Source organism: Achromobacter sp. E1 (genome assembly GCF_037039475.1).
Taxonomy (GTDB): domain Bacteria; phylum Pseudomonadota; class Gammaproteobacteria; order Burkholderiales; family Burkholderiaceae_B; genus Achromobacter; species Achromobacter mucicolens.
The window spans coordinates 1684387-1706631 of sequence record NZ_CP146253.1; the positions used below are offsets into that span (position 1 = coordinate 1684387).

Annotated in this window: 20 protein-coding genes; 15 read left to right on the plus strand and 5 right to left on the minus strand. The window is 64.7% G+C overall.

All coding sequences use genetic code 11. The features are described 5' to 3' along the window. The first annotated feature begins 56 nt into the window (after positions 1-56). Together V6V88_RS07705 and V6V88_RS07710 are read left to right on the plus strand one after the other, a co-directional pair. On the plus strand, positions 57-1349 hold the full coding sequence (locus V6V88_RS07705) for an aspartate carbamoyltransferase (protein WP_056322519.1): 1293 nt from the start codon (positions 57-59) through the stop codon (positions 1347-1349). Positions 1350-1474: 125 nt separating this feature from the next. Continuing rightward, positions 1475-2908 (plus strand): diguanylate cyclase, encoded by a 1434-nt coding sequence (locus V6V88_RS07710; RefSeq protein WP_062838673.1) that lies wholly within the window; start codon positions 1475-1477, stop codon positions 2906-2908. Positions 2909-2962: 54 nt separating this feature from the next. On the opposite strand, the gene V6V88_RS07715 is transcribed toward V6V88_RS07710, so the two are convergent. Beyond that, complete coding sequence (locus tag V6V88_RS07715) at positions 2963-3862, minus strand: recombination-associated protein RdgC (protein ID WP_062838487.1); 900 nt, start codon at positions 3860-3862, stop codon at positions 2963-2965. Positions 3863-4013: 151 nt separating this feature from the next. Between V6V88_RS07715 and V6V88_RS07720 the strand changes: the two genes are divergently transcribed. Then, on the plus strand, positions 4014-4223 hold the full coding sequence (locus V6V88_RS07720; RefSeq protein WP_008164281.1) for a hypothetical protein: 210 nt from the start codon (positions 4014-4016) through the stop codon (positions 4221-4223). Between the two features lie 405 nt (positions 4224-4628). Here V6V88_RS07720 and V6V88_RS07725 read toward each other — a convergent pair whose 3' ends face one another. From V6V88_RS07725 to V6V88_RS07735, 3 genes are all read right to left on the minus strand, one after another. Next, complete coding sequence (locus tag V6V88_RS07725) at positions 4629-6305, minus strand: MFS transporter (RefSeq protein WP_142049944.1); 1677 nt, start codon at positions 6303-6305, stop codon at positions 4629-4631. A gap of 180 nt (positions 6306-6485) precedes the next feature. Continuing rightward, a complete protein-coding gene (locus V6V88_RS07730) occupies positions 6486-7862 on the minus strand; it encodes a sensor histidine kinase (protein ID WP_280003873.1) in 1377 nt (458 codons plus the stop codon). Between the two features lie 112 nt (positions 7863-7974). After that, the gene (locus V6V88_RS07735) at positions 7975-8664 is read right to left on the minus strand and encodes a response regulator transcription factor (protein WP_062838484.1); all 690 of its coding nucleotides are present in this window, start codon (positions 8662-8664) and stop codon (positions 7975-7977) included. 273 nt (positions 8665-8937) lie between these two features. Here V6V88_RS07735 and recA point away from each other — a divergent pair, with 273 nt between their 5' ends. Both recA and recX read left to right on the plus strand, forming a co-directional pair. Next, positions 8938-9999, plus strand: coding sequence for a recombinase RecA (gene recA, locus V6V88_RS07740; RefSeq protein WP_062838483.1), 1062 nt, complete (start codon positions 8938-8940; stop codon positions 9997-9999). 123 nt (positions 10000-10122) lie between these two features. Then, positions 10123-10851: a recombination regulator RecX gene (gene recX / locus V6V88_RS07745; protein WP_062838482.1), complete on the plus strand. Its 729-nt coding sequence runs from the start codon at positions 10123-10125 to the stop codon at positions 10849-10851. Between the two features lie 97 nt (positions 10852-10948). Here the strand turns inward: recX and V6V88_RS07750 are convergent, their stop codons facing one another. Beyond that, entirely contained in the window at positions 10949-11866 is a 918-nt protein-coding gene (locus V6V88_RS07750) for a LysR family transcriptional regulator (protein ID WP_223574776.1), read from the minus strand. 185 nt (positions 11867-12051) lie between these two features. On the opposite strand from V6V88_RS07750, the gene metE reads away from it, so the two are divergent. The 10 genes from metE (at position 12052) to V6V88_RS07800 (ending at position 22241) form a co-directional block, all read left to right on the plus strand. Continuing rightward, positions 12052-14349 carry a 5-methyltetrahydropteroyltriglutamate--homocysteine S-methyltransferase gene (gene metE / locus V6V88_RS07755; RefSeq protein WP_280003869.1) on the plus strand — a complete coding sequence of 766 codons (2298 nt, stop codon included), beginning with the start codon at positions 12052-12054 and terminating at the stop codon, positions 14347-14349. Positions 14350-14657: 308 nt separating this feature from the next. Next, entirely contained in the window at positions 14658-15260 is a 603-nt protein-coding gene (locus V6V88_RS07760; protein WP_105238012.1) for a DUF2889 domain-containing protein, read from the plus strand. A gap of 10 nt (positions 15261-15270) precedes the next feature. Continuing rightward, on the plus strand, positions 15271-16431 hold the full coding sequence (gene sucC / locus V6V88_RS07765; RefSeq protein WP_062838479.1) for an ADP-forming succinate--CoA ligase subunit beta: 1161 nt from the start codon (positions 15271-15273) through the stop codon (positions 16429-16431). Between the two features lie 21 nt (positions 16432-16452). Beyond that, positions 16453-17334: a succinate--CoA ligase subunit alpha gene (sucD, locus tag V6V88_RS07770; protein ID WP_056322550.1), complete on the plus strand. Its 882-nt coding sequence runs from the start codon at positions 16453-16455 to the stop codon at positions 17332-17334. A 265-nt stretch (positions 17335-17599) separates the two neighbouring features. After that, positions 17600-18298, plus strand: a complete 699-nt coding sequence (locus tag V6V88_RS07775; RefSeq protein ID WP_056322553.1) for a TerC family protein — start codon at positions 17600-17602, stop codon at positions 18296-18298. A 114-nt stretch (positions 18299-18412) separates the two neighbouring features. Then, positions 18413-19132, plus strand: a complete 720-nt coding sequence (locus tag V6V88_RS07780; RefSeq protein ID WP_175156839.1) for a TerC family protein — start codon at positions 18413-18415, stop codon at positions 19130-19132. Next, a complete protein-coding gene (locus V6V88_RS07785; RefSeq protein ID WP_255357201.1) occupies positions 19119-19241 on the plus strand; it encodes a hypothetical protein in 123 nt (40 codons plus the stop codon). The genes V6V88_RS07780 and V6V88_RS07785 overlap by 14 nt, the downstream gene beginning before the upstream one ends. A gap of 9 nt (positions 19242-19250) precedes the next feature. Then, entirely contained in the window at positions 19251-20195 is a 945-nt protein-coding gene (gene hemC, locus V6V88_RS07790; protein WP_338618717.1) for a hydroxymethylbilane synthase, read from the plus strand. Next, on the plus strand, positions 20195-21013 hold the full coding sequence (locus tag V6V88_RS07795) for a uroporphyrinogen-III synthase (RefSeq protein ID WP_280003867.1): 819 nt from the start codon (positions 20195-20197) through the stop codon (positions 21011-21013). Before hemC ends, V6V88_RS07795 begins: the two co-directional genes overlap by 1 nt. Before the next feature lie 37 nt (positions 21014-21050). Beyond that, the gene (locus V6V88_RS07800; protein WP_062838497.1) at positions 21051-22241 is read left to right on the plus strand and encodes a uroporphyrinogen-III C-methyltransferase; all 1191 of its coding nucleotides are present in this window, start codon (positions 21051-21053) and stop codon (positions 22239-22241) included. Positions 22242-22245 lie beyond the last annotated feature (4 nt).

A 22245-nucleotide genomic window follows, 5' to 3' on the forward strand; every position in this document is an offset into this window, starting at 1 on the left:
AGACGTACGGAATAATATGCGCACTGCGTATATAACTCCTCTTCTTGGGGCCCGTCATGAGCATCTCCCAGCAAGCCTTTCTGCGCGACGCCATGCGCCGCCTCAATCTCACCCGCGACGTGTTCGCCACCCGCATCGGCGTCAAACGCCGCGCGCTGGACACCTGGCTGTTGCCTGAAGGCTCGCAGGAGTTCCGGGCCATGCCGGAAGTGGTGCAGCGGTTCGTCAGCGAAATCGTGCAAAACGGCGTGCTGCTCGAAAAATATACGCAAAGCGTACAAGACGGCCCCTTGCGTGACCGCATTGCCGTCGAAGGCAAGAATCAGCTCCTGTCGGTGGACCAATTCACCCGCGATTCCGTCGAAGACCTGTTCCGCGTCGCCGACATGATGCAGCCCATCGCGCGCCGCCAGAAGGTGTCGCGAGTGCTGGAAGGCGCCGTGCTGGGCAACCTGTTCTTCGAGGCCAGCACCCGCACCCGCGTGAGCTTCGGATCCGCGTTCTGCCGCCTGGGCGGGTCGGTGTGCGACACGACCGGCTTCACGTTTTCATCGATGGCCAAGGGCGAATCCATCTACGACACCAGCCGCGTCATGAGCGGCTACGTCGACGCCATGGTCATTCGCCATCCCGACCAGGGTTCGGTCGCGGAATTTGCGCGTGCGACGAACATTCCCGTGGTCAACGGCGGTGACGGCCCCGGCGAGCACCCCAGCCAGGCGCTGCTGGATCTGTACACGATCCTGACCGAGTTCTCGCGCCTGGGCAAACTGCTGGACGGCGCGCACATCGCCATGGTCGGCGACCTGAAGTATGGCCGCACCGTGCACTCGCTCATCAAGCTGATGGCGCTGTACAAGAACGTGAAGTTCTCGCTGATCTCGCCCAAGGGCCTGGAGATGCCGACCTACATCGTCGAGCAGGCCAGCCGCAACGGCAACATCATCGAGCAGAAGTCCTCGCTGGCCGAGGGCCTGGCGGGCGCCGACGTCATCTACGCGACGCGCGTGCAGAAGGAGCGTTTCGCCAACGAAGAAAACGAAGGCTATACGCCCGACTTCCAGGTCAACCGCGCCATCATCGATGCCTACTGCAGCCCCGAGACAATCGTGATGCACCCGCTGCCGCGCGACAGCCGTCCGGGCGCCAACGACCTGAGCGTGGATCTGAACCACGATCCGCGCCTGGCGATCTTCCGCCAGACCGACAACGGCATTCCCATCCGCATGGCGATCTTCGCGGTGCTGCTGGGCGTCGAAGGCCTGGTGCAGCATTCGCTGCGCGACGTGACGTGGCAACATCCGTCGCATGTCGGTCCCGACGATTCGGTCTTCCACGGCCTGGATTGAGGCCGGACGCCCGTGGCGGCGCCGCGAAAGCGGTCCCGCCACGGGGAATTCAAGCATAATCCGCGCTGGTTTTACGGGCGAGTGCCGCTATCAGGCGCGCACGCCGTTCTTGGGCGGATGATCTTATGTCTTCGAGCAGTTCCGATGTTCCTCCTGCCGCGGCCACCGCCGATGCAGCCAGCGGCCAGGCGTGCTACCTGAGCGCCTCCAATGCGCAGGCCTGGGAGGCGGTCTATCAATCGGTCGACGCCAACACGCGCGGCCAGGTTGCGGCGCTGGTGTCCGACCATGCCGCGCAACTGGTGGATGCCTTCTATTCCACCTTGCTTGCCGATGCCGAAGCCGGCCCGCGGCTCTCTCACGAAATCGTCTCGACCCGCCTGCACCGCGGCATGACGCATTGGCTGAAAGGCCTGCTGTGCGTGCGCGAGCAAGGCGATATCGACGTGCTGATGGCCACGCAGAAGAAGGTCGGCGAGGTTCACGCGCGCGTCCATATCCCGATCCATCTGGTGATGGCCGGCGCCCGCATCCTGAAGAACGAAATCGCGCAGCGCCTGCGCGCCGGCGGCCTGGAGGGTCAGGCGGCCTCGGTGGCAACGCAGTACGTGTGCAATCTGTTCGACCTGGCCATCGAACAGATGAGCCGCGCGTTCATGCGCGACATCAATCGGGGCGCCCGCAACGACGAGGCCTATCGCCTCTTTGCGTTGGGCCAGAACATTTCGACCGAACGCGAGCGGCAACGCGCCGCCTTGCTGGAATGGAGCCAGGCGGTGCTGATCGGCCTGCATTACCGCGCGCCGGAGCAGGCGCTGCCGCGGCTGGCCGCCTCGGAGTTCGGACTCTGGCTGCAGCACAAGGGCGCGGTGCTGTTCGAAAGCGCGCCGGCGCTGCGGCAGATCGTCGAGGCCGTGGCGCGGCTGGATGACACGGTGCTGCCGGGGATGATGCAAAGCGCCAGTCAGGCGCCGGAATCGCTGCCCAATCAGGTGCGCGAACTGCAGGAGCTGGTGGCGCGCATCAAGCATCTGCTCAACGGCCTCTTCGACATGGTGGCCGAGATCGAAAGCGGCAGCGATCCGCTGACCAACGTGCTCAACCGGCGTTTCCTGCCGTCCGTCATCGGCCGCGAGATCTCGTTGGCGCAGCGTCAGCGGTCAAGCTTTTCGGTGCTGTTGCTGGACATCGATCACTTCAAGGCCATCAACGATGCGCACGGCCACGCGGGCGGGGACCAGATCCTGCGCCAGTTTGCCGAAGTCGTGCACCAGACCTGTCGATCCAGCGACTTCGTGTTCCGTTATGGCGGCGAGGAATTTCTTGTCGTGCTGGTGGACACGGGGCCGGGCGCTGCGCTGGCCGCCGCCGAAAAGCTCAACGCCGAGATTCGCCGGCATCGCTTCGTGATCGCCGAGGCCGGCGCGATGCATGTGACAGCCAGCATCGGCGTGGCGACCTTCGACGGCCATCCCGACTACGCCTACCTGATCGATCGCGCCGACAAGGCGCTGTACAAGGCCAAGCAGGCCGGCCGCGACCGCAGCGTCGAGGCATGAAAAAGGGCCGCTCGACAAGAGCGGCCCCTGGTGTTGCTGCCGGTTAAAGGCGGCTCAGATCTTCTTTTCGCCGCCCAGCGCTTCGACCAGTTCGGCCATCATCTTGGCCAGTTCGCCGGTCATCAGCATCATGTCGGAATCGAACTTTTCGTCGTCGTTTGCGGCCACGCCTTCGTTGCCTTCCTTCAGCACGTCCAGCGGCGCCACGCGCTTGACGTCCAGGCCTTCGGTCAGGACGAACGACACGCGGTCGGCCCACGTCATGGCCAGGCGGGTGCACTGCTTGCCCGACTGGATGTGACGGCGCACGTCGTCAGCGTCGATGGAGTGCTTTACGTAGCGGATCGCGGCGCCGCTTTCACCGGACGAGCGCAGTTCGGTGTCCTGGTCGATGGTGAAGTTGGTGGGCGCTTCGTCCTCGGCCAGCCAGCCGGTCATGGCAGAGGCCGGCGATTGGGCGACGTACAGGTTTTCCAGCGGGAAGGGATCGACGCACTTGGCGAGCAGGCCGATGACTTCGTCGGCCTTGGCCGAAGCGGCCGCGTCAATGACGAGCCAGTTGTTCTTCGGGTCGATCCAAACGCGCGTGTCGCGATAGACGCTGAAGGCGCGCGGCAGGAGCTCGTCCGTGACGCGCTCCTTGATTTCCTTCATCTGCTTGCGGCCAGGCTTGTAGCCTTGCTGCTCTTCGATTTCCTGGGCGCGCGCCTTGGCGACCTGGTTGATGACGGTGCCCGGCAAGAGCTTCTTTTCAGCGCGCAGGCTGAGCAGGATCTGGCCGTTCACTTCGTGGGCCAGGCCGCCGTTCTCGCGCGGGGGCACCCAGCCCAGGCTTTGCATTTCGAGGTTGTTGCCGGTCTGGTAGGCATGGCGCGCCAGCGTTTCTTCAAGCTGCTCGCCGGTCAGGGTCCAGGGCGAGGAGAGGCGGTAAATCTTGAGATTCTTGAACCACATGAGCGTCGGCCAAAAGGGTTGATTCTATACGACGCGGCGGCTTTGCCGAAGGGGGGCAGGCTCGCTGGCAACAGGCGACACGTTCTGTCACTGACAGGGGGCAGCCTATCCGGTAATGTCCCGCGCACCAACGTGAGATTGGAGTGAAAAGATGAAAATCATTGGCGCGATCCTCATTGTCCTGGGCGTGGCTGCCCTGGCCTATAAGGGCTTTAGCTACAAGTCCGAAGAAACGGTTCTGCAGATCGGATCTGTGAAGGCCACGGCGGAAACCGAGAAGTCGGTGCCCATCCCGACGTGGGCAGGCATTGCCGCGATCGTGGCGGGTGTGGTCGCCATCGGCGTGGGCATGCGTCGTTGATACGAGCCGGCCGCATGGCCGGCCGTGCAGCATGAAGAGGGCGGTCGCGCTGCGTCCGCCCTTTGTCTTTTGCGGGCCGCCGCCGCGATTTCCGAGGCCACGGTGTTGCCGCCGCAAAAAAAGCGGCCCGGCTCAATAAAGAGTCGGGCCGGTACGGGAGCACGCAATGCCGCGTCATAAAAGGCTCGCGGGGAACGCGGCATTGGTGTCAGATCAGCAGCCCTGCAATCGTCTGACAGGGGGATCAATCGTCAGGCAATCTTGCGCAAGGCCGTAATCTGAGCGCTCAGTCTACTGGCGCAGGTCTGACATGGTCCTGAAAGTGCGGCACAAAAAAAAAGCTCCGCGAGGAGCTTTTGAAAGGCCGGGCAGGCGCAGCAGTCCCGCCCGGCGGGGGATGGTTTGTCAGGCGTTGATGTCGTTGTCCTTGGATTCGCGCACGAAGAGCGTGCCGACCACCAGGGTCATGACGGCGATGATGATCGGATACCACAGGCCGTCGTAGATGTTGCCGGTGGCCGCGACCACGGCGAATGCGACCGGAGGCAGGAAGCCGCCGAACCAGCCGTTGCCGATGTGGTAGGGCAGGCTCATCGACGTGTAGCGGATGCGCGTCGGGAACATCTCCACCAGCATGGCGGCGATCGGACCGTAGACCATGGTCACGTACAGCACCAGGATCGTCAGCAGCACCACGACCATCACGGTGTTGGTCTGGGCCGGATCGGCCTTGGCCGGGTAGCCGTGGCTACGGATCGAGGCGGTCAGCGTCTTGTCGAGTTCGGCGACCTTGGCCTTGAACTCGGCCGGCGCCAGCGAACGGCCGTCGAACGAGGTGAACTCTTCATTGCCGATCTTGACGCGGGCCACGGAGCCGGCCGGAGCCGCTTCGTTGCGGTAGTTCACCGAGTTGCGGGCCATGAACGACTTGATCACGTCGCAAGAGCTGGTGAACGAGGCCGTGCCCACGGGGTTGAACTGGAACGAGCAGGTGCTCGGATCCGCGATCACCGTGACCGGGGCGGTGGCTTGCGCCTTTTCAAGCGCCGGGTTGGCGAAGTGGGTCAGGCCCTGGAAGATCGGGAAGTAGGTCGCCGCGGCGATCAGGCAGCCCGCCATGATGATGGGTTTGCGGCCGATCCTGTCCGACAGCGCGCCGAAGATCACGAAGAAGGGCGTGCCGATCAAGAGGGCGATGGCGATCAGGATGTTGGCGGTGTTGGCGTCGACCTTCAGCGTCTGCGTCAGGAAGAACAGCGCGTAGAACTGGCCCGTGTACCAGACCACGGCCTGGCCGGCGGTCAGGCCCAGCAGCGCCAGCAGCACGACCTTCAGGTTCTTCCATTGGCCGAACGATTCAGCGATCGGCGCCTTCGAACCCTTGCCTTCTTCCTTCATGCGCTTGAAGGTGGGGGACTCGTTCAGTTGCAGCCGGATCCAGACCGAGATGCCCAGCAGCACCACCGAGATCAGGAACGGAATGCGCCAGCCCCAGGCCTTGAAGTCGTCTTCGCCCATGAACGTGCGGATGCCCAGGATGACCAGCAGCGACAGGAACAGGCCCAGCGTCGCGGTGGTTTGAATCCAGGACGTGTAGAAGCCGCGGCGGCCGTGCGGGGCGTGTTCTGCGACGTAGGTCGCGGCGCCGCCGTATTCACCGCCCAGCGCCAGGCCTTGCAAGAGGCGCAGGACGATCAGGATGGCGGGAGCGGCCAGGCCGATGCTGGCGTAGCTGGGCAGGATGCCGACCAGGAACGTCGACAGGCCCATGATCACGATCGTGACCAGGAAGGTGTATTTGCGACCGACCAGGTCGCCCAGGCGGCCGAACACCAGCGCGCCGAACGGCCGCACCGCGAAACCCGCCGCGAAAGCCAGCAGCGCGAAGATGAAGCCCGCAGTCGGGTTCACGCCGGAAAAGAAGTGTTGGGCAATGATGGCTGCGAGCGAGCCATACAGATAAAAGTCATACCACTCGAACACCGTGCCGAGCGAAGACGCGAAGATGACCTTGCGCTCCTCCTTGGTCATCGGACGCGGATCCGCGGATGGACCGCGGCCTGCCATGGTAGTTGTGCTCATGATGTCTCCTCGTTTTTAGGCCGGCGGTTTTCCGCCGTGCTTGGCCCTCCGCCGGCGCGGCCGACATCGAGCTAAGCGTCACATTGGGGCGTGACGCTGACGAGGTTCTGACGGGACCCTTACTTGAATCTTAAAATTGCAACCAATAGTAAATTCCCCGAGGAGGGCTAGGGATAGTCCTTAGCTTTCGGGGGGCTCGGGCGGGGGCGTGTAGAGGGGAAAAGCGACGCGGATGCGGGTGCCGGGCAGGTCGGAATGTTCGGTGGGATGGTCGCTGATCACGACGCTGGCCTGATGCTTCTGCGTGATCTCGCGCACGATGGCCAGGCCCAGGCCGCTGCCGTCGGAGGACGTGCCCAGCACGCGGTAGAAGCGGTCGAACACCCGCTCGCGCTCTTCGGGGGCAATGCCCGGTCCCGAGTCCTCGACCTCCAGGAGTCCCTCGCCGTCCGCCTGCAGCACGCGCACGGTGATATGCCCGCCGCGAGGGGTGTAGCGCAGGGCGTTGTCCACCAGGTTGTTCAGCAGTTCGGCCAGCAGCAGCGGATTGCCGTTGATCTCGACAGGCGTGTCCGACCCCTCGAAACCGAGATCCGTGTTCAGCGACAGTGCCAGCGGCACCCAGTGCATGGTTTGCTCGTAGGCGATGGCGTTGATGTCTGTGCGGGTCAGGCCGATGGCGCTGGGGTTTTCGGCGCGTGCCAGCAGCAGCAGCTGATTGACGAGCCGGGTCGCCCGTTCCGAGCCGGTGACCAGTTGCCGCAGGCTGGACTGCATTTCCTCGGGGCTGGCGTCGCGCAGCGCCAGTTCCGCCTGCGTGCGCAGTCCCGCGAGCGGGGTCTTCAATTGATGCGCGGCGTCGGCCACGAAGCGGCGCTGCGCCTGCACGTTGGCGGACAGCCGGTCCAGCAGGTCGTTCATGGCCGCGACCAGCGGCGCGATCTCGGAGGGCGCGGCCCGCTCGTCGATGGGCGAAAGATCGTCGGGGCGGCGGGCGCGCAGGCGCTGCTGCAGCGCATTCAACGGCGCCACGCCGCGCGACAGCCCGAACCAGACGAGCAGCACGGCGATCGGCAGCACCACGAACTGCGGGATGATGACGCCCTTGATGATGTCGTTGGCCAATTGCGTGCGCTTCTCAACGGTTTCGGCCACGATGAGAAGCGCCGGCTGCGTGCCCGGCAGATGCAGGTCGACCCAGGTGAACGCCAGCCGGATGCCAAAACCACGCAGCGTGTCGTCCTCGTATTGGACCTCGCCGGGGCGGGGCTGTCCCACGGTGGTGGGCAGCGGCAGCGCGCGGTCGCCGCCCAGGTATTCGCCCCGGCTGCCCAGCGCCAGCCAGAACACGCTATCCGTCTCGTCGGCGCGCAGCACGTCGCGCGCGGCGTCGGTCATCTTCAGCACCGCGCGGCCGTCCTGCGCGTGGACCTGGCGCGTCAAGACGTGCAGGTTGTTGGCCAGCGCGCGGTCGTACGGCACGTTGGCGATGTTCTGCGCGACCACATAGGTGATCGCGACGCTCATGGGCCACAGCAGGAATAGCGGCGCCAGCATCCAGTCCAGGATTTCGCCCAGCAGCGAACGTTGGGGCGGCGCAAAGCTCGGGCCCTTGGACCCGGCTTGCATGATATCCAGGGCTTCCTGGTTGAGCGGCTCTCGTGAGGGCTCAGCTTGCGAGGTACGCCGCACCCTGGTCCCGCTCAAGACAGTAGCCCAGGCCGCGCACGGTGACGATCTTCACGCCGCTGGGCTCGAGCTTTTTGCGCAGGCGATGCACGTAGACCTCGATGGCGTTGGTGCTGACCTCCTCGCCCCATTCGCACAGATGGTCGACCAGTTGGGTCTTGCTGACCATGCGTCCGCTGCGCGTCAGCAGGATTTCGAGCAGGCTGACCTCGCGGGCCGACAGATCCAGCGTCTGATCTTCCACGATGGCGACACGGCCAGTCTGGTCAAAGAGCAGCTTGCCGTGCTTGATCATCGTGCCGCCGCCGCCCGCGCCACGCCGCGTCAGCGCGCGTACGCGGGCTTCGAGCTCGGACAGCGCGAAGGGCTTGGCCATGTAGTCGTCCGCGCCCAGGTCCAGGCCCTTGACGCGCTGCTCGATGCTGTCGGCGGCGGTCAGGATGAGGACGGGCAGGGCGGAGTTGCGGGCACGCAGGCGGCGCAGCACTTCCAGGCCGGCCAGTTGCGGCAGCCCGAGATCGAGGATGAGCAGGTCGAAGGCCTGGGCGGCCAGCGCGGAATCGGCGGCAAGCCCGTCGCGCACGGCATCCACTGCATAGCCATTGTGGCGCAACGAGCGGGACAGGCCGTCGGCCAGGATGCTGTCGTCTTCGGCGATCAGGATACGCATGGGCTGCTGCTAGGAAGATACACGCCGGCCCGGGGGACGGAGAAAGGCGAAAATACCGGGATCGCTCCGGATTCTGTCATACGACGCCGGGCTTGCCACTCAGGGTATACGTGCAAAAGACTGGCACACTGGTTTTTTGTACAGTACAATCCGATGCCATAATCTGATCCGTAGCTCAAGGCTCCACGTCAGGCCGTAGGACAGGCATCAAACCCGGCCAGCTCAGACCCGCAGTTTTTCCGACTTCCAGATACGTTACAGACAGGACTCCTCATGGACGACAAAACCACCAAGGCCGCCGCTTCGGAAAAGGCCAAGGCGCTCGCCGCAGCGCTTTCGCAGATCGAAAAGCAGTTCGGCAAGGGCTCGATCATGCGCTACGGCGACAACGAAGTCTCGCACGACATCCAGGTGGTTTCCACGGGTTCGCTCGGTCTGGATATCGCGCTGGGCGTCGGCGGCTTGCCGCGCGGCCGTGTCGTCGAAATCTACGGTCCGGAATCGTCGGGCAAGACCACCCTCACGCTGCAGGTCGTCGCCGAAATGCAAAAGCTGGGCGGCACCTGCGCCTTCGTCGACGCGGAACACGCACTGGATGTCCAGTACGCGTCCAAGCTGGGCGTCAACCTGGCCGACCTCTTGATCTCGCAGCCGGACACGGGCGAGCAGGCGCTGGAAATCACCGACGCGCTGGTGCGCTCGGGTTCGGTCGACCTCATCGTCGTCGACTCGGTGGCCGCGCTGGTGCCCAAGGCCGAAATCGAAGGCGAAATGGGCGATTCGCTGCCCGGCCTGCAGGCCCGCCTGATGAGCCAGGCGCTGCGCAAGCTGACCGCCACCATCAAGAAGACCAACTGCATGGTCATCTTCATCAACCAGATCCGGATGAAGATCGGCGTCATGTTCGGCAACCCCGAGACCACCACCGGCGGCAACGCGCTCAAGTTCTACGCATCCGTGCGCCTGGATATCCGCCGCATCGGTTCCATCAAGAAGGGCGACGAGGTCGTCGGCAACGAAACCCGCGTCAAGGTCGTCAAGAACAAGGTTGCGCCGCCGTTCAAGCAGGCCGAGTTCGACATCATGTATGGCGCCGGCATCTCGCGCGAAGGCGAAATCATCGACCTGGGCGTGGCCGCCAACGTCGTCGACAAGTCGGGCGCCTGGTACAGCTACAACGGCAACCGCATCGGTCAGGGCAAGGACAACGTGCGCGAATACCTGAAAGAGCATAAGGAACTCGCCATCGAAATCGAAAACCGCGTCCGCGAAAACCAGGGCATCGTCAGCCGCGCCGCTGAATTCGTGCCCACGGCGGAAGACACCGCCGAATAATCCCGGGCATTCGGCAGGGCTCGCCGCAGTTCAGGCAAGTCCCATCGCCGGCCCGGCTGGGCTGGCAAACTGCGGCAGGCGCCAGGATGGGCCTGCCGTTTTGTTTAGCAAGCAGGAAAGCGCATGAGCTGGAAATCGACTCCCGCGTCCGCCGAGCGCCAACGCGCCAGGTTGGACGACGAATTCGAAACGGTCGCCAAGCCGCAAGGCTTGCGGCGCACGTCCGATGCGCGGGTGGCCCGCGAAACCGCAGCGTCTGACGATTCGGCCGATGGCGCCGAATCCTCCGGCCTGTGGCAGCGCAGTTCCGAACAGCGCACTTCCGACCGCCGCGGCGGCGCGCGCGGCCGGCGTGCTGACCCTGCCGCCAGCGCCGACGAGGCGTCAACGTCCGACGGCAAGCAGGCGCGCAAGGGGCCGTCACTGAAGATGCGGGCAGTGGGGTATCTGTCGCGGCGCGAGCACGCGCGCGAAGAACTGGCGCGCAAGCTGGCTGCTTACGCCGAAGATGCGGCCGAGGTCGAATCGGTACTCGACGCGCTTGAGAAAGAGGGCTGGCTGTCCACCGAACGCTTCGCCCAAAGCCTGGTTCATCGGCGCGCCTCGCGGCAGGGCGCGGCGCGCATCGTGCAGGAATTGCGCCAGCATGGCGTGGACGACAACCAGGTCGCGGAACTGCGCGAACAGCTTCGCGCCACCGAATACGACCGTGCGCTTGAGGTCTGGAAAAAGCGCTTCAGCGCCAAGCCAGAAGATCGCGCGGCCTACGCAAAGCAGGCGCGTTTTCTGGCCAGCCGGGGTTTCGCGCACGACGTCATCCGGCGCATCCTCGGCGAGGGCGACGAAGACTGACGCCCGGCGGCGTGGTTTCCCACGGACGTCTACCCGGCTGGTGCCGCTGCGGCCGTCGTTGTTCCTTACGGTTTCGCTTCGTTCTTCACTTCGGTCGTCACTTCGCCGACTTGATGCCCGACAGCGTCTTGAAGCAGACGTCGCGGGTAATGGTCAGAAACTCGTCGATATACGAGGCGTCCGTGTCCTCGCTGCGCACGGTCGCATACAGCGTGCGCCACACCCCTTGCGGGCCCAGGCGGCAAAGCCGCAGCCATCCCTGATTCATGTATTCCGTCAGCGCCCAGTTTGGCAGGGCCGCCACGCCGCGGTTGCTGGCCACGAGCTGCGCGATGATCGGCGTGAGCTCCGCCTTGCGGACCGCGGCGGGCTCCACGTCGGCAGGGTCCAGAAAGGCCGTGAAGACATCCAGCCGCTGCTTGTCCACTGGGTAGGTGATGAGCGTCTGGTCCGCCAACTGTTCCGGCATGATGAATTTGCTGCCGGCAAGCGGGTTGGATTCTGACACCGCCAGCACCAGTTCATATTTGAATAGCGGCAGGTACTCCACCGCGTCCAGCGGTTGCGGGTCCGACGTGATGACCAGGTCCAGGTCGCCGCGCACCAGCGCGGGCAGGGGGGCGAACGAGAACGCCGCGGACAGGTCCAGCGCCACATCCGGCCATTGCACGCGGAAGGCGTCCAGCGCCGGCATCAGCCACTGAAAACAGGAATGACAGTCGATCGCCAGGTGCAGCCGGCCTGTGCGCCCGGCCGCCAGCCGCTGCAGGTCGCGTTCCGTGGCGCGGATGCGCGGCAGGACCTCATCGGCCAGCGCCAGCACCCGCAGCCCTGCCGTGGTCAGCCGGGCCGGCCGCGTGCGCCGATTCAGCAGAGGCGTGCCCAGGCGGGTTTCGAGATCCCGCAGCTGATGCGACAGCGCGGATTGCGTCAGGTGCAGGCGTTCTGCGGCTTCCTGAAGGCTACCGCCATCCCGGATGGCGGTCAGTGTTTCTAGGTGGCGGATTTCTAGCATTAAAAGCGGCTGAGAGGGGCGGGAGTTGGGGGAGGGAACCAGGCGCCTAACCCCGGCGGGTCGGCATGATTGCTTATTCTATGAGGTTTTCTCATCTTATGAATGCGTACATTGATTTTGATTCATTTTGATTTGGCCTCAGAATGATCGCCACTTGAACAAATTTTGTGGATGGCGGCTATAACATGACTACGATTCATAACTTGGGTTTCCCCCGCATTGGTGCCCAGCGTGAACTCAAGCGGGCGGTCGAGGCCTATTGGGCCGGCAAGCAGACCGCCGACGCCCTGGAAGACACGGGCCGTGAACTGCGCGCCCGCCACTGGCTCCTTCAGGCCGCCGCCGGCCTGAAGTTCGTGCCGGTGGGCGACTTCGCCTGGTACGACCAGATCCTGGAATGGACAACGCTGCTGGGCGCGGTGCCGGCGCGCTTCGGCCAGAAGGACAGCGAGCCGGTGTCCTTGGACACGCTCTTTCGCATGGGACGCGGCCGCGCGCCGTCGGGCAAGCCCGCAGCCGCCTGCGAAATGACCAAGTGGTTCGACACCAACTATCACTACATCGTCCCGGAACTGGTGCCCGGCCAGACCTTCCGCGTTGCCCGCGAAAGCCTGTTCGACCAGGTCAGGGAAGCCCAGGCGCTGGGTCTTGAGGTCAAGCCGGTCATTCCCGGCCCGCTGACCTGGCTGTTCCTGGGCAAGGGCGACGCCTTTGCCGGCGGTGCCGCCGATGCCGGGAAACTCCAGCTTCTGGCAGCGCTGCTGCCGGTCTATGAAGAGGTGCTGGCGCGGTTTGCCAAGCTGGGCGTCGAGTGGGTGCAGATCGATGAGCCCATCCTGGCGTTAGACCTGCCGCAAGCCTGGCGCGATGCCTTCAAGCAGGCTTATGCCACGTTGTCCGCCAGCGCGGTCAAAGTGCTGCTCGCCACCTACTTCGACGGTCTGAAGGACAACCTCTCGACGGTGCAGGCCCTGCCGGTGGCCGGCCTGCACGTGGACCTGGTGCGTGCTCCCGAACAATTGGCCGACGTGGTGGCGGGCCTGAACGACGGGCAGGTCTTGTCCGCCGGCATCATCAACGGCCGCAACATCTGGCGCACGGATCTCGATGCCGCCATTGCGACGTTGGCCCCGCTTGCGCGCCAGCTTGGCGACCGTCTGTGGCTGGCGCCATCGTGCTCGCTGCTGCACGTGCCGGTCGACCTGGAAAACGAAACCGAACTGGACGCCGAACTCAAGAGCTGGCTTTCCTTTGCCGCCCAGAAGCTCGACGAGCTGAGCCTGCTGGGCCGCGCGCTGAGCAGCGCCACGGACCCCACGGTGCAGCAGGGGTTGGCCGGCCAACGCGCGGCGCTGGCCGCGCGCCGCGCCTCGGTGCGCATCCACAACCCGGCCGTGGCCGAGCGCATGGCCGCAGCAAAGGGCATGTCGCGCGACCGGGCGCCATTTGCAGGCCGCATCGCGCGCCAGCAGGAACAGCTGGGGCTGCCCGCCTATCCCACCACGACGATCGGCTCGTTCCCGCAGACGGCCGAAATCCGCGCGCTGCGCCGCGACTGGAAGGCGGGCGCCCTGACGGATTCCGCGTACGAGGCGGCCATCCGCAAGGAGATCGAAGAAGTCATACGCTTCCAGGAAAAGGTGGGCCTGGACGTCCTGGTGCACGGCGAGCCCGAGCGCAACGACATGGTCGAGTACTTCGGGGAGCTGCTGGCCGGCTTTGCCTTCACAAAAAACGGCTGGGTGCAGAGCTACGGTTCGCGTTGCGTGAAGCCGCCGATCATTTTCGGCGACGTGGCCCGTCCCGCGCCCATGACGGTGGGCTGGTCGTCCTACGCCCAGTCGCTGACCGACAAGCCGGTCAAGGGCATGCTGACCGGTCCGGTCACCATCCTGCAGTGGTCGTTCGTGCGCGACGACCAGCCGCGCGAAGCCACCTGCCGCCAGCTGGCGCTGGCGCTGCGCGACGAAGTGGTGGACCTGGAGGCGGCTGGCATCAGCGTCATCCAGATCGACGAGCCGGCCATCCGCGAAGGCCTGCCGCTGCGCCGCGCCGATTGGCAGGCATACCTGGATTGGGCCGTGGACTGCTTCCGCCTGTCGACCGCCGGCGTGCGCGAGGAAACGCAGATCCACACGCATATGTGCTATTCGGAATTCAACGACATCATCGAATCCATTGCCGCCATGGACGCCGATGTGATCACTATCGAAACGTCGCGTTCCAATATGGAATTGCTCAAGGCGTTCGAGGACTTCCGGTATCCGAACGACATTGGCCCTGGCGTCTACGACATCCACTCGCCCAACGTGCCCGAGGTCGGCTGGATGGTTGACTTGATGAACAAGGCCGCCGCCCGCCTGCCCAAGGAACGCCTGTGGGTCAATCCCGACTGCGGTCTGAAGACGCGGGCCTGGCCGGAAACGGAAGCCGCGCTGATCGGCATGGTCCAGGCGGCGCGCGCGCTGCGCGAGGCGGCCTGACGGCCAATGGCGTCCCGGGCGCGTGAGCGCCGGGCCTCCTGCATTTCCAACCCGGCTGCGCACCACGCGCATGCCGGGTTTCTGCCTGCTGGAGCCGCGATTTTGGGGCCCATGCCGCGCCGGACAGCGAAACCGGCAGGGGCTGCGCGTACCAAGGGCAGTAAGGGCGGCGCGGTCAGCGGACCGGACAGTGGGGCATCCGCCGCCCAATTAATACGATTGCGCGAATGCGGCCTGCGCTATACTTTGAAGGTTTTGTTGCCGCGCACCATACGCGCAGGCCATCTTTGCCCCGCAGGCCCCCTCGCATGCCCTTGCCACCGCCGGATTGTCCTCGCCAACCGCTGCATACGCGTTCCATACGTGTGCAGTCGTACGCGCGCGAAGACGGCAACTGGGACCTGGAAGCCGAGCTGATCGACGTGAAAGCGTACGATTTTCCGAAGCGCGACGGCGAGATGTTCAAGGCCGGGCAGCCCATCCACCATATGCACCTGCGCATCACCATCGACGAGGAATTCTCGATCGTGGCGGCTCAGGCCGTCTATGATGCGGCGCCTTATGGCGAGCATTGCAAGGCCATCGAGCCGGCGTACACTGACCTGATCGGCATGAACCTGCTCAAGGGGTTCCGCCGCCAGGTCAAAGAGCGGTTCGGGCATGTGGAGGGCTGTACGCACATGACCGAACTGTCGCAGGTGCTTCCCACCGCGGCGGTCCAGACCATGGCCAACCGCCGGCGGCAGGAACCCAACCCGAACCGGCGTCCATTCCAATTGGACGGCTGCCATGCGCTCAGCACTGGCGGCCCTGTGGTGGCTGAGCATTATCCCGAGTGGTACACCGGGGGTAGCGCTGAGGCATCGGCCGAGTCGTCCTCCGATTCACCTTCTTTTTCTCATACGTCCTGACAGGTAACACATGAAAATCCACGAGTATCAAGGCAAGGAACTGCTGAAGCAATTTGGCGTCCCCGTGCCGCGCGGGATCCCCGCTCTTTCCGTCGACGAGGCCGTGGCTGCCGCTGAAAAGCTGGGTGGACCGGTTTGGGTCGTCAAGGCACAAATCCACGCGGGTGGCCGCGGCAAGGGCGGCGGCGTCAAGCTGGCCCGCTCGCTGGACGACGTCCGCAAGCTGGCATCCGAAATCCTGGGCATGCAGCTGATCACGCATCAGACCGGCCCCGAAGGCCAGAAGGTCCGCCGCCTGTACATCGAAGACGGCGCTGACATCCAGAAGGAATACTACGTTTCGCTGGTCACCGACCGCGCCACGCAGAAGGTCGCTTTCATCGCTTCCAGCGAAGGCGGCATGGACATCGAGGAAGTGGCTCACTCCACGCCCGAAAAGATCATCACCGAATACATCGACCCGCTGGTTGGCCTTTCCGCCGAGCAAGCCACCAAGATCGCCAACGCGATCGGCCTGCCCGCCGACTCGACCGCCCAGGCCGTTGACGTGTTCCAGAAGCTCTACAAGTGCTACATGGACACCGACGCCTCCCTGGTCGAAATCAACCCCCTGAACCGCGACAGCAAGGGCAACATCATCGCCCTGGACGCCAAGTTCAACTTCGACTCCAACGCCCTGTTCCGTCATCCGGAAATCGTCGCCTACCGCGACCTGGACGAAGAAGATCCCGCTGAAATCGAAGCCAGCAAGTTCGACCTCGCGTACATCCAGCTCGACGGCAACATCGGCTGCCTGGTGAACGGCGCCGGTCTGGCCATGGCCACGATGGACACCATCAAGCTGTTCGGCGGCGAGCCGGCCAACTTCCTGGACGTCGGCGGCGGCGCCACGGCCGAGAAGGTCACGGAAGCCTTCAAGATCATGCTGGCCAACAAGAGCGTCAAGGCCATCCTGGTCAACATCTTCGGCGGCATCATGCGCTGCGACGTGATCGCCGAAGGCGTCATCACCGCTTGCAAGGCCGTCAACCTGAACGTGCCGCTGGTCGTGCGCATGAAGGGCACCAACGAAGAACTCGGCAAGAAGATGCTGGCCGACTCCGGCCTGCCGATCATCAGCGCCGACACGATGGCCGAAGCTGCCACCCGCGTCGTAGCCGCCGTCAAGTAAAGCAAAAATCAAGGATTCACAATGTCGATTCTGATCAACAAGGACACCAAGGTCATCACCCAGGGCATCACGGGCAAGACGGGCCAGTTCCACACCCGCATGTGCCGTGAGTACGCCAATGGCAAGGCCGCCTTCGTGGCCGGCGTGAACCCCAAGAAGGCGGGTGAGGACTTCGAAGGCGTGCCGATCTTCGCGTCGGTCAAGGACGCCAAGGCCGACACCGGCGCCACCGTCTCGGTCATCTACGTGCCGCCCGCCGGCGCCGCTGCCGCCATCTGGGAAGCCGTCGAAGCCGAACTGGATCTGGTGATCTGCATTACCGAAGGCATCCCGGTCCGCGACATGCTCGAAGTCAAGAACCGCATGAAGGCCAAGGGCAGCAAGACGCTGCTGCTGGGCCCGAACTGCCCCGGCCTGATCACCCCGGACGAAATCAAGATCGGCATCATGCCCGGTCACATCCACCGCAAGGGCCGCATCGGCATCGTCAGCCGTTCGGGCACCCTGACGTACGAAGCCGTGGCGCAAGTCACCGAACTGGGCCTGGGCCAATCCAGCGCTGTCGGTATCGGTGGCGACCCCATCAACGGCCTGAAGCACGTCGACGTGCTCAAGCTGTTCAATGACGATCCCGACACCGACGCCGTCATCATGATCGGCGAAATCGGCGGCCCGGACGAAGTCAACGCCGCGCAGTGGGCCAAGGACAACATGAAGAAGCCGGTCGTCGGCTTCATCGCTGGCGTCACCGCTCCTCCCGGAAAGCGCATGGGCCACGCCGGCGCGCTGATCTCCGGCGGCGCCGACACGGCCGATGCCAAGCTGGAAGTCATGGAAGCCTGCGGCATCCGCACCACGCGCAACCCCTCCGAAATGGGCAAGCTGCTCAAGTCGGTGCTGTAAGTTTCAGCAACGCGCAATAAAAAGCCCGCTTCGGCGGGCTTTTTTTTGCGCGGGTTTTTTTGAGGCTTTCTTAGGGAAATCCCGCGTCCAGGAAGCGGCCGGGTCAATCATACGGAAAGCTGAACGAAACTATAATGAAAGAAATTTTGCGCGTACCAGCAAGAATGCCGTCGGGCTCGCACCAAGACGGTCAGTACGTTTTTGCGTTCAATTCATCCATTAATTTGGTTTTGTCCTAGGGGGATCACACCTAGGAAAGAGAGGCATGGAACTCAGTTCAGCGGCATTCTGGATCGCGTTGCTCCAGATCATTTGGGTCAACATTCTGCTATCGGGCGACAACGCCGTGGTTATTGCGCTGGCAGCGCGCTCGTTGCCTCCCGCGCAACAGAAAAAAGCGATCGTGGTCGGTTCCGCCGCTGCGATCATCATGCGTATCGTACTGACGCTTGTCGCGGCCAAGCTGTTGTTGCTGCCGTGGCTCAAGCTGATCGGCGCGCTGCTCCTGGTCTACATCGGCGTCACCTTGCTGCTGCCCGAAGGCGAAGAAGACGGTGCCGGCAAGTCGCATGGCAACCTGTTGACCGCCATCCGCACCATCATGATCGCCGATCTGGTCATGAGCCTGGACAACGTGGTGGCCGTCGCCGCCGCTGCGATGGGCGACACGACGTTGCTGGTGCTCGGCCTGGCCATCAGTATTCCGCTGGTCATCTTTGGCAGCACGCTGCTCTTGAAGGTCATCGAACGCTTCCCGCTCATCGTCTGGGTTGGGGCGGCGCTGTTGGGTTTCATCGCAGGCGAGCTGCTGGTGGGCGACCCGGCGTTGCAAGAGCCGGTGGCGCGTATCGATGCCGCATTGGGCGTTACTCAGCACAGCTTCGCACTGATGTCGGGCGCGCTGGGCGCGGTGCTGGTGCTGCTGATTGGTAAAGTTTTGCTTGCGCGTCGGAAAGCTGACTGAAAGCTGAACTACAATAATATGTTTTTCTAAATAAACCTGCCGCGCGAAGGCGCGCGGCAGGGCGGCCGGGCCGGGACGGGCCATTCTTTTCATAAATGCCTTCGGGGGTTCAAAGTGCTTGAGTTTTTTCAGACGCTGAGTTGGGCAGCGGTATTTCAGATCATCCTTATCGACATCCTGCTCGGCGGCGACAACGCTGTCGTGATCGCGCTGGCGTGTCGCAACCTGGCGCCCAAGCAACGGATGCAAGGCATTTTGTGGGGCACCGCAGGGGCAATCATTCTGCGCGTCGTGCTGATCGCCTTCGCAATGCAGCTTCTGAATATCCCGTTCCTGAAGGTCGTGGGCGCGCTGCTGCTCGTCTGGATCGGCGTCAAGCTCCTGGTTCCCGAAGAGGATGCGCATGGCGACATCAAGGGCGGCACATCCATCGTCGCCGCGATCAAGACCATCATCATTGCTGACTTCGTGATGAGCCTGGACAACGTGATCGCCATCGCCGGCGCCGCGCAGAATGCGCATGCCGACCATCAACTGGGTCTGGTCATTTTCGGCCTGGTCGTCAGTGTGCCGATCATCATCTGGGGCAGCACGCTGGTGCTCAAGCTCATCGACCGCTATCCGCTGGTCGTCACCTTCGGCGCGGGCCTGCTGGGCTGGATCGCTGGCGGCATGCTGGTCACCGACGTTATTGTCGAGCGTCAATTTGGCGTTCAGCCGACTACGGTTAAAATCGCCGCTGAAATCATTGGCGCCTTGCTCGTTGTTGTCCTTGGACGGTGGCTTGCAAGCCGCAAGAACGCTTCCAAGGAATCAGCACATGAGTCTGCGTAGATCCACCGATCCCCAGCAATCCGAATCGGGCCTGAGCCTTCTTCAGGGTCTGTTCGTGCTGGCCATCCTCGGGGTAGTCGCGACGATCATCGTCTCCAACTTCGTTTGATGGCGTCACGTGTCTCTACCGCAACGTCTGGTCATTGCGACCCGCGCCAGCCGGCTTGCCCTGTGGCAAGCCGAGCATGTGCGCGATCGGCTGCGCACGCTGTACCCGGCGTGTGCAGTTGAACTTCTTACCCTGACAACCCGAGGCGACCAGATCCTCGACCGCACGCTGTCCAAGGTGGGCGGCAAGGGTCTGTTCGTCAAGGAACTCGAAAACGCGCTGCTCGACGGCCGTGCCGATCTCGCCGTCCACTCCCTCAAGGACGTGCCGGTGGATCTGCAGGCGCCGTTTGAGCTTTGCGCCGTCCTCGATCGCGCGGATCCGCGCGATGCCTTCGTGTCCAATCGTTATGCTTCGCTGGCGGACCTGCCCGCGGGCGCCGTGGTCGGCACGTCCAGCCTGCGCCGCGAGTCCCAGATCCGTTCCCGGTTTCCCGCCCTGGTGGTCAAGCCCCTGCGCGGCAATCTGGATACGCGCCTCTCCAAGCTCGACAAGGGCGACTACGACGCCATCGTGCTGGCTGCCGCCGGCCTGGACCGTCTTGGCATGGGCGAGCGCATCCGCAGCCTGCTCGATCCCGCCGACAGCCTGCCGGCGGCCGGGCAGGGCGCGCTCGGCATCGAAATCCGTGACGACCGCGACGACATGCGCGCGTGGCTTGCACCGCTGGTCAGTGCAGACACGACCGCCTGCGTGCTCGCCGAGCGCGCGGTGTCGCGCAAGCTGGGCGGCTCCTGCCAGGTGCCCCTGGCCGCCTTTGCCCAGCTCGCCGGCGACACGCTGTCGCTGCGCGCGCTGGTGGCCTCGCCCGACGGCGCCCGTGTCGTTCATGCCACGCACAGCGGTCCCATGACCGAAGCCGAAGCCATCGGCGAAGCCGCCGCCTCCGAACTCCTGGAGGCGGGTGCAGAGACGATTCTTCGCGAACTGCTGCAAAACCCCGGGTCCGACTGATGGACCCGGCGTTTGCAGCCGCCGACGGGCCGCGCATCGCCATCCTGACGCGGCCCGCAGGGCGCAACGAAGCGCTGGCCGGCCGCCTGCAGGGCGCCGGTTGGCAACCGTGCATCCTGCCCGCACTTGAAATCCACCCCCTGTCTGTCGCCGCCGAAGACCTGCCCCGGCCGTCGGCCTACGACCTCGTCGTGTTCGTCAGCGGCAATGCCGCGCGCCAATACCTGGATCAGCTCGCGCGCGCCGATGGCGCCGCGGACTGGCCTGCGGGCGTCGCGGTCGCCACGGTCGGGCCCGCCAGTGCCCAGGCGCTGCGCGAGACCGGCCGTTTTGGCGTGAATACAACAGTTCTGCATCCGGACGAATCGGCCCCCAGCCACGATTCCGAGGCGCTTTGGCGCGTGCTTGCTGCCCAGCCTCAATTGCCCGCGCGCGTGCTGGTGGTGCGGGGCACGCAGGGGCGGGACTGGCTCGGCGATACGCTCGAGGCACATGGTGCGCACGTGACGCGCCACGCGGCCTACCGCCGGCAGCCCGCTGGCTGGACCGCCGAACAGCTTGCCACCCTCAGGCGATGGGCCGATGCAGGCGTCGCCGCCACCTGGCTGGTCACCAGCGGAGAGGGCATCGACGCCATGTATGGTCAGCTCAGCGCCGCGGGTCTGACCGGGTGGTGGCAGCGCTGCCGCTTCGTCGCCACGCACCCCTCGCTGGTTGGCCGCCTGCCGCAGCCTCGCATTGGCGCGTCCGAGCCGGCGATGGTAAAAATCTGCGTGCCCAACGACGAGTCGATTTTCCAGGCTTTTGTTGCTGCTTGATTCGTTGGTTCGGACTGACACCGAATACAATCGCGTCATGACAGATAAGACTCCCGCTACCGATCCGGCCGTTCATCCGGCCGCCCCGGACGCAAGCGCGTCCGCATCGGCCCCGGCCGACTCCGTCAAGGCCCGTCCGGCCAAGCGCGGCAGTGGTCCCTTGGCCACCGCGCTGATAATCGTCATCCTGTTGGCCGTGGGCCTGGGATATGCGTTGTGGAAGCAACGCACCCAGTTCGTCTCCGCAGGCCGCGAAGTGGCAACGCGCCTGGATACGCTCAGCGCGGACGTGGCGCAAGCCCGCAAGGACACCCGCGAAGCGCTTGCCCTCGCGCAGGCGCAGACCGGCCGCGTCGCCGAACTCGAAGACACGCTGCGCGAAACGCAAAGCCAATACAACGCCCTGCAACAGGCTTGGCAGAACTTCAACGACAGCGCCAGCGACGAACTGCTGGCCAATGACGTCGAACGCCTGCTGACCATCGCCAATCAGCAATTGCGCCTGGCCGGCAACGTCTCCAACGCCATCGTCGCCCTGGAAACCGCGCAATCGCGCCTGGCGCGTGCCGACCGCCCGCGGTTCTCCAGCCTGCAGCAATCCATCAATGGCGACCTGGACCGCCTGCGTGCCGTGTCCACCGTCGACATCCCCGCGCAATCGGGCCGCATCGAACGCCTGGTCGCGCTGATCGGCAAGGCGCCGCTGCTGGTGCCGGATACCGTGTCGCCGGGCGTGTCCCCGGTCGGTCAAGCCCAGCCGCCCGCGCCGGCCCCCACGATCGATCCGCAGGCCGGCCTGCCCGCCGATGCGCCCTGGTGGCAGCGCTGGCGCGCCGAAGTGGCCTCGTGGCCTGGCCGCGCGGGCTCCGCGCTGGCTCACGAACTTGGCGGTCTCATCACCATCCAGCGCGTGGACGAACCGGCCGCGCTGCTGTTGTCGCCCGAACAGGCCGATCAGGTGCGCGGCACGCTGCGCCAGCGCCTGTTGACCGCGCAGCTCGCGATGCTGATGCGCCAGCCCTCGGTCTGGAAGAGCGAACTCGACAACGTCGGCACCACGCTTTCCAAGTACTTCGATGGCCGCTCGCCTGACACCGTCGCCGCGCAGACGCTTGCGCGCGAACTGGCCCAGACCGACATCGCCGTGCGCATGCCGGATGTCGCGGACAGCCTGAACGCCGTGGCGGCCCTGCGCGCCGCCGGCTTCAAGACCAGCGACCAGGACTGAACCC

Bases quoted from the DNA above. Each gene is read 5' to 3' on its own strand.
- V6V88_RS07705 (WP_056322519.1), top strand. From the start codon at position 57: ATGAGCATCTCCCAGCAAGCCTTTCTGCGCGACGCCATGCGCCGCCTC.
- V6V88_RS07710 (WP_062838673.1), top strand. From the start codon at position 1,475: ATGTCTTCGAGCAGTTCCGATGTTCCTCCTGCCGCGGCCACCGCCGAT.
- V6V88_RS07715 (WP_062838487.1), bottom strand. From the start codon at position 3,862: ATGTGGTTCAAGAATCTCAAGATTTACCGCCTCTCCTCGCCCTGGACC.
- V6V88_RS07720 (WP_008164281.1), top strand. From the start codon at position 4,014: ATGAAAATCATTGGCGCGATCCTCATTGTCCTGGGCGTGGCTGCCCTG.
- V6V88_RS07725 (WP_142049944.1), bottom strand. From the start codon at position 6,305: ATGAGCACAACTACCATGGCAGGCCGCGGTCCATCCGCGGATCCGCGT.
- V6V88_RS07730 (WP_280003873.1), bottom strand. From the start codon at position 7,862: ATGCTGGCGCCGCTATTCCTGCTGTGGCCCATGAGCGTCGCGATCACC.
- V6V88_RS07735 (WP_062838484.1), bottom strand. From the start codon at position 8,664: ATGCGTATCCTGATCGCCGAAGACGACAGCATCCTGGCCGACGGCCTG.
- recA (WP_062838483.1), top strand. From the start codon at position 8,938: ATGGACGACAAAACCACCAAGGCCGCCGCTTCGGAAAAGGCCAAGGCG.
- recX (WP_062838482.1), top strand. From the start codon at position 10,123: ATGAGCTGGAAATCGACTCCCGCGTCCGCCGAGCGCCAACGCGCCAGG.
- V6V88_RS07750 (WP_223574776.1), bottom strand. From the start codon at position 11,866: ATGCTAGAAATCCGCCACCTAGAAACACTGACCGCCATCCGGGATGGC.
- metE (WP_280003869.1), top strand. From the start codon at position 12,052: ATGACTACGATTCATAACTTGGGTTTCCCCCGCATTGGTGCCCAGCGT.
- V6V88_RS07760 (WP_105238012.1), top strand. From the start codon at position 14,658: ATGCCCTTGCCACCGCCGGATTGTCCTCGCCAACCGCTGCATACGCGT.
- sucC (WP_062838479.1), top strand. From the start codon at position 15,271: ATGAAAATCCACGAGTATCAAGGCAAGGAACTGCTGAAGCAATTTGGC.
- sucD (WP_056322550.1), top strand. From the start codon at position 16,453: ATGTCGATTCTGATCAACAAGGACACCAAGGTCATCACCCAGGGCATC.
- V6V88_RS07775 (WP_056322553.1), top strand. From the start codon at position 17,600: ATGGAACTCAGTTCAGCGGCATTCTGGATCGCGTTGCTCCAGATCATT.
- V6V88_RS07785 (WP_255357201.1), top strand. From the start codon at position 19,119: ATGAGTCTGCGTAGATCCACCGATCCCCAGCAATCCGAATCGGGCCTG.
- V6V88_RS07795 (WP_280003867.1), top strand. From the start codon at position 20,195: ATGGACCCGGCGTTTGCAGCCGCCGACGGGCCGCGCATCGCCATCCTG.
- V6V88_RS07800 (WP_062838497.1), top strand. From the start codon at position 21,051: ATGACAGATAAGACTCCCGCTACCGATCCGGCCGTTCATCCGGCCGCC.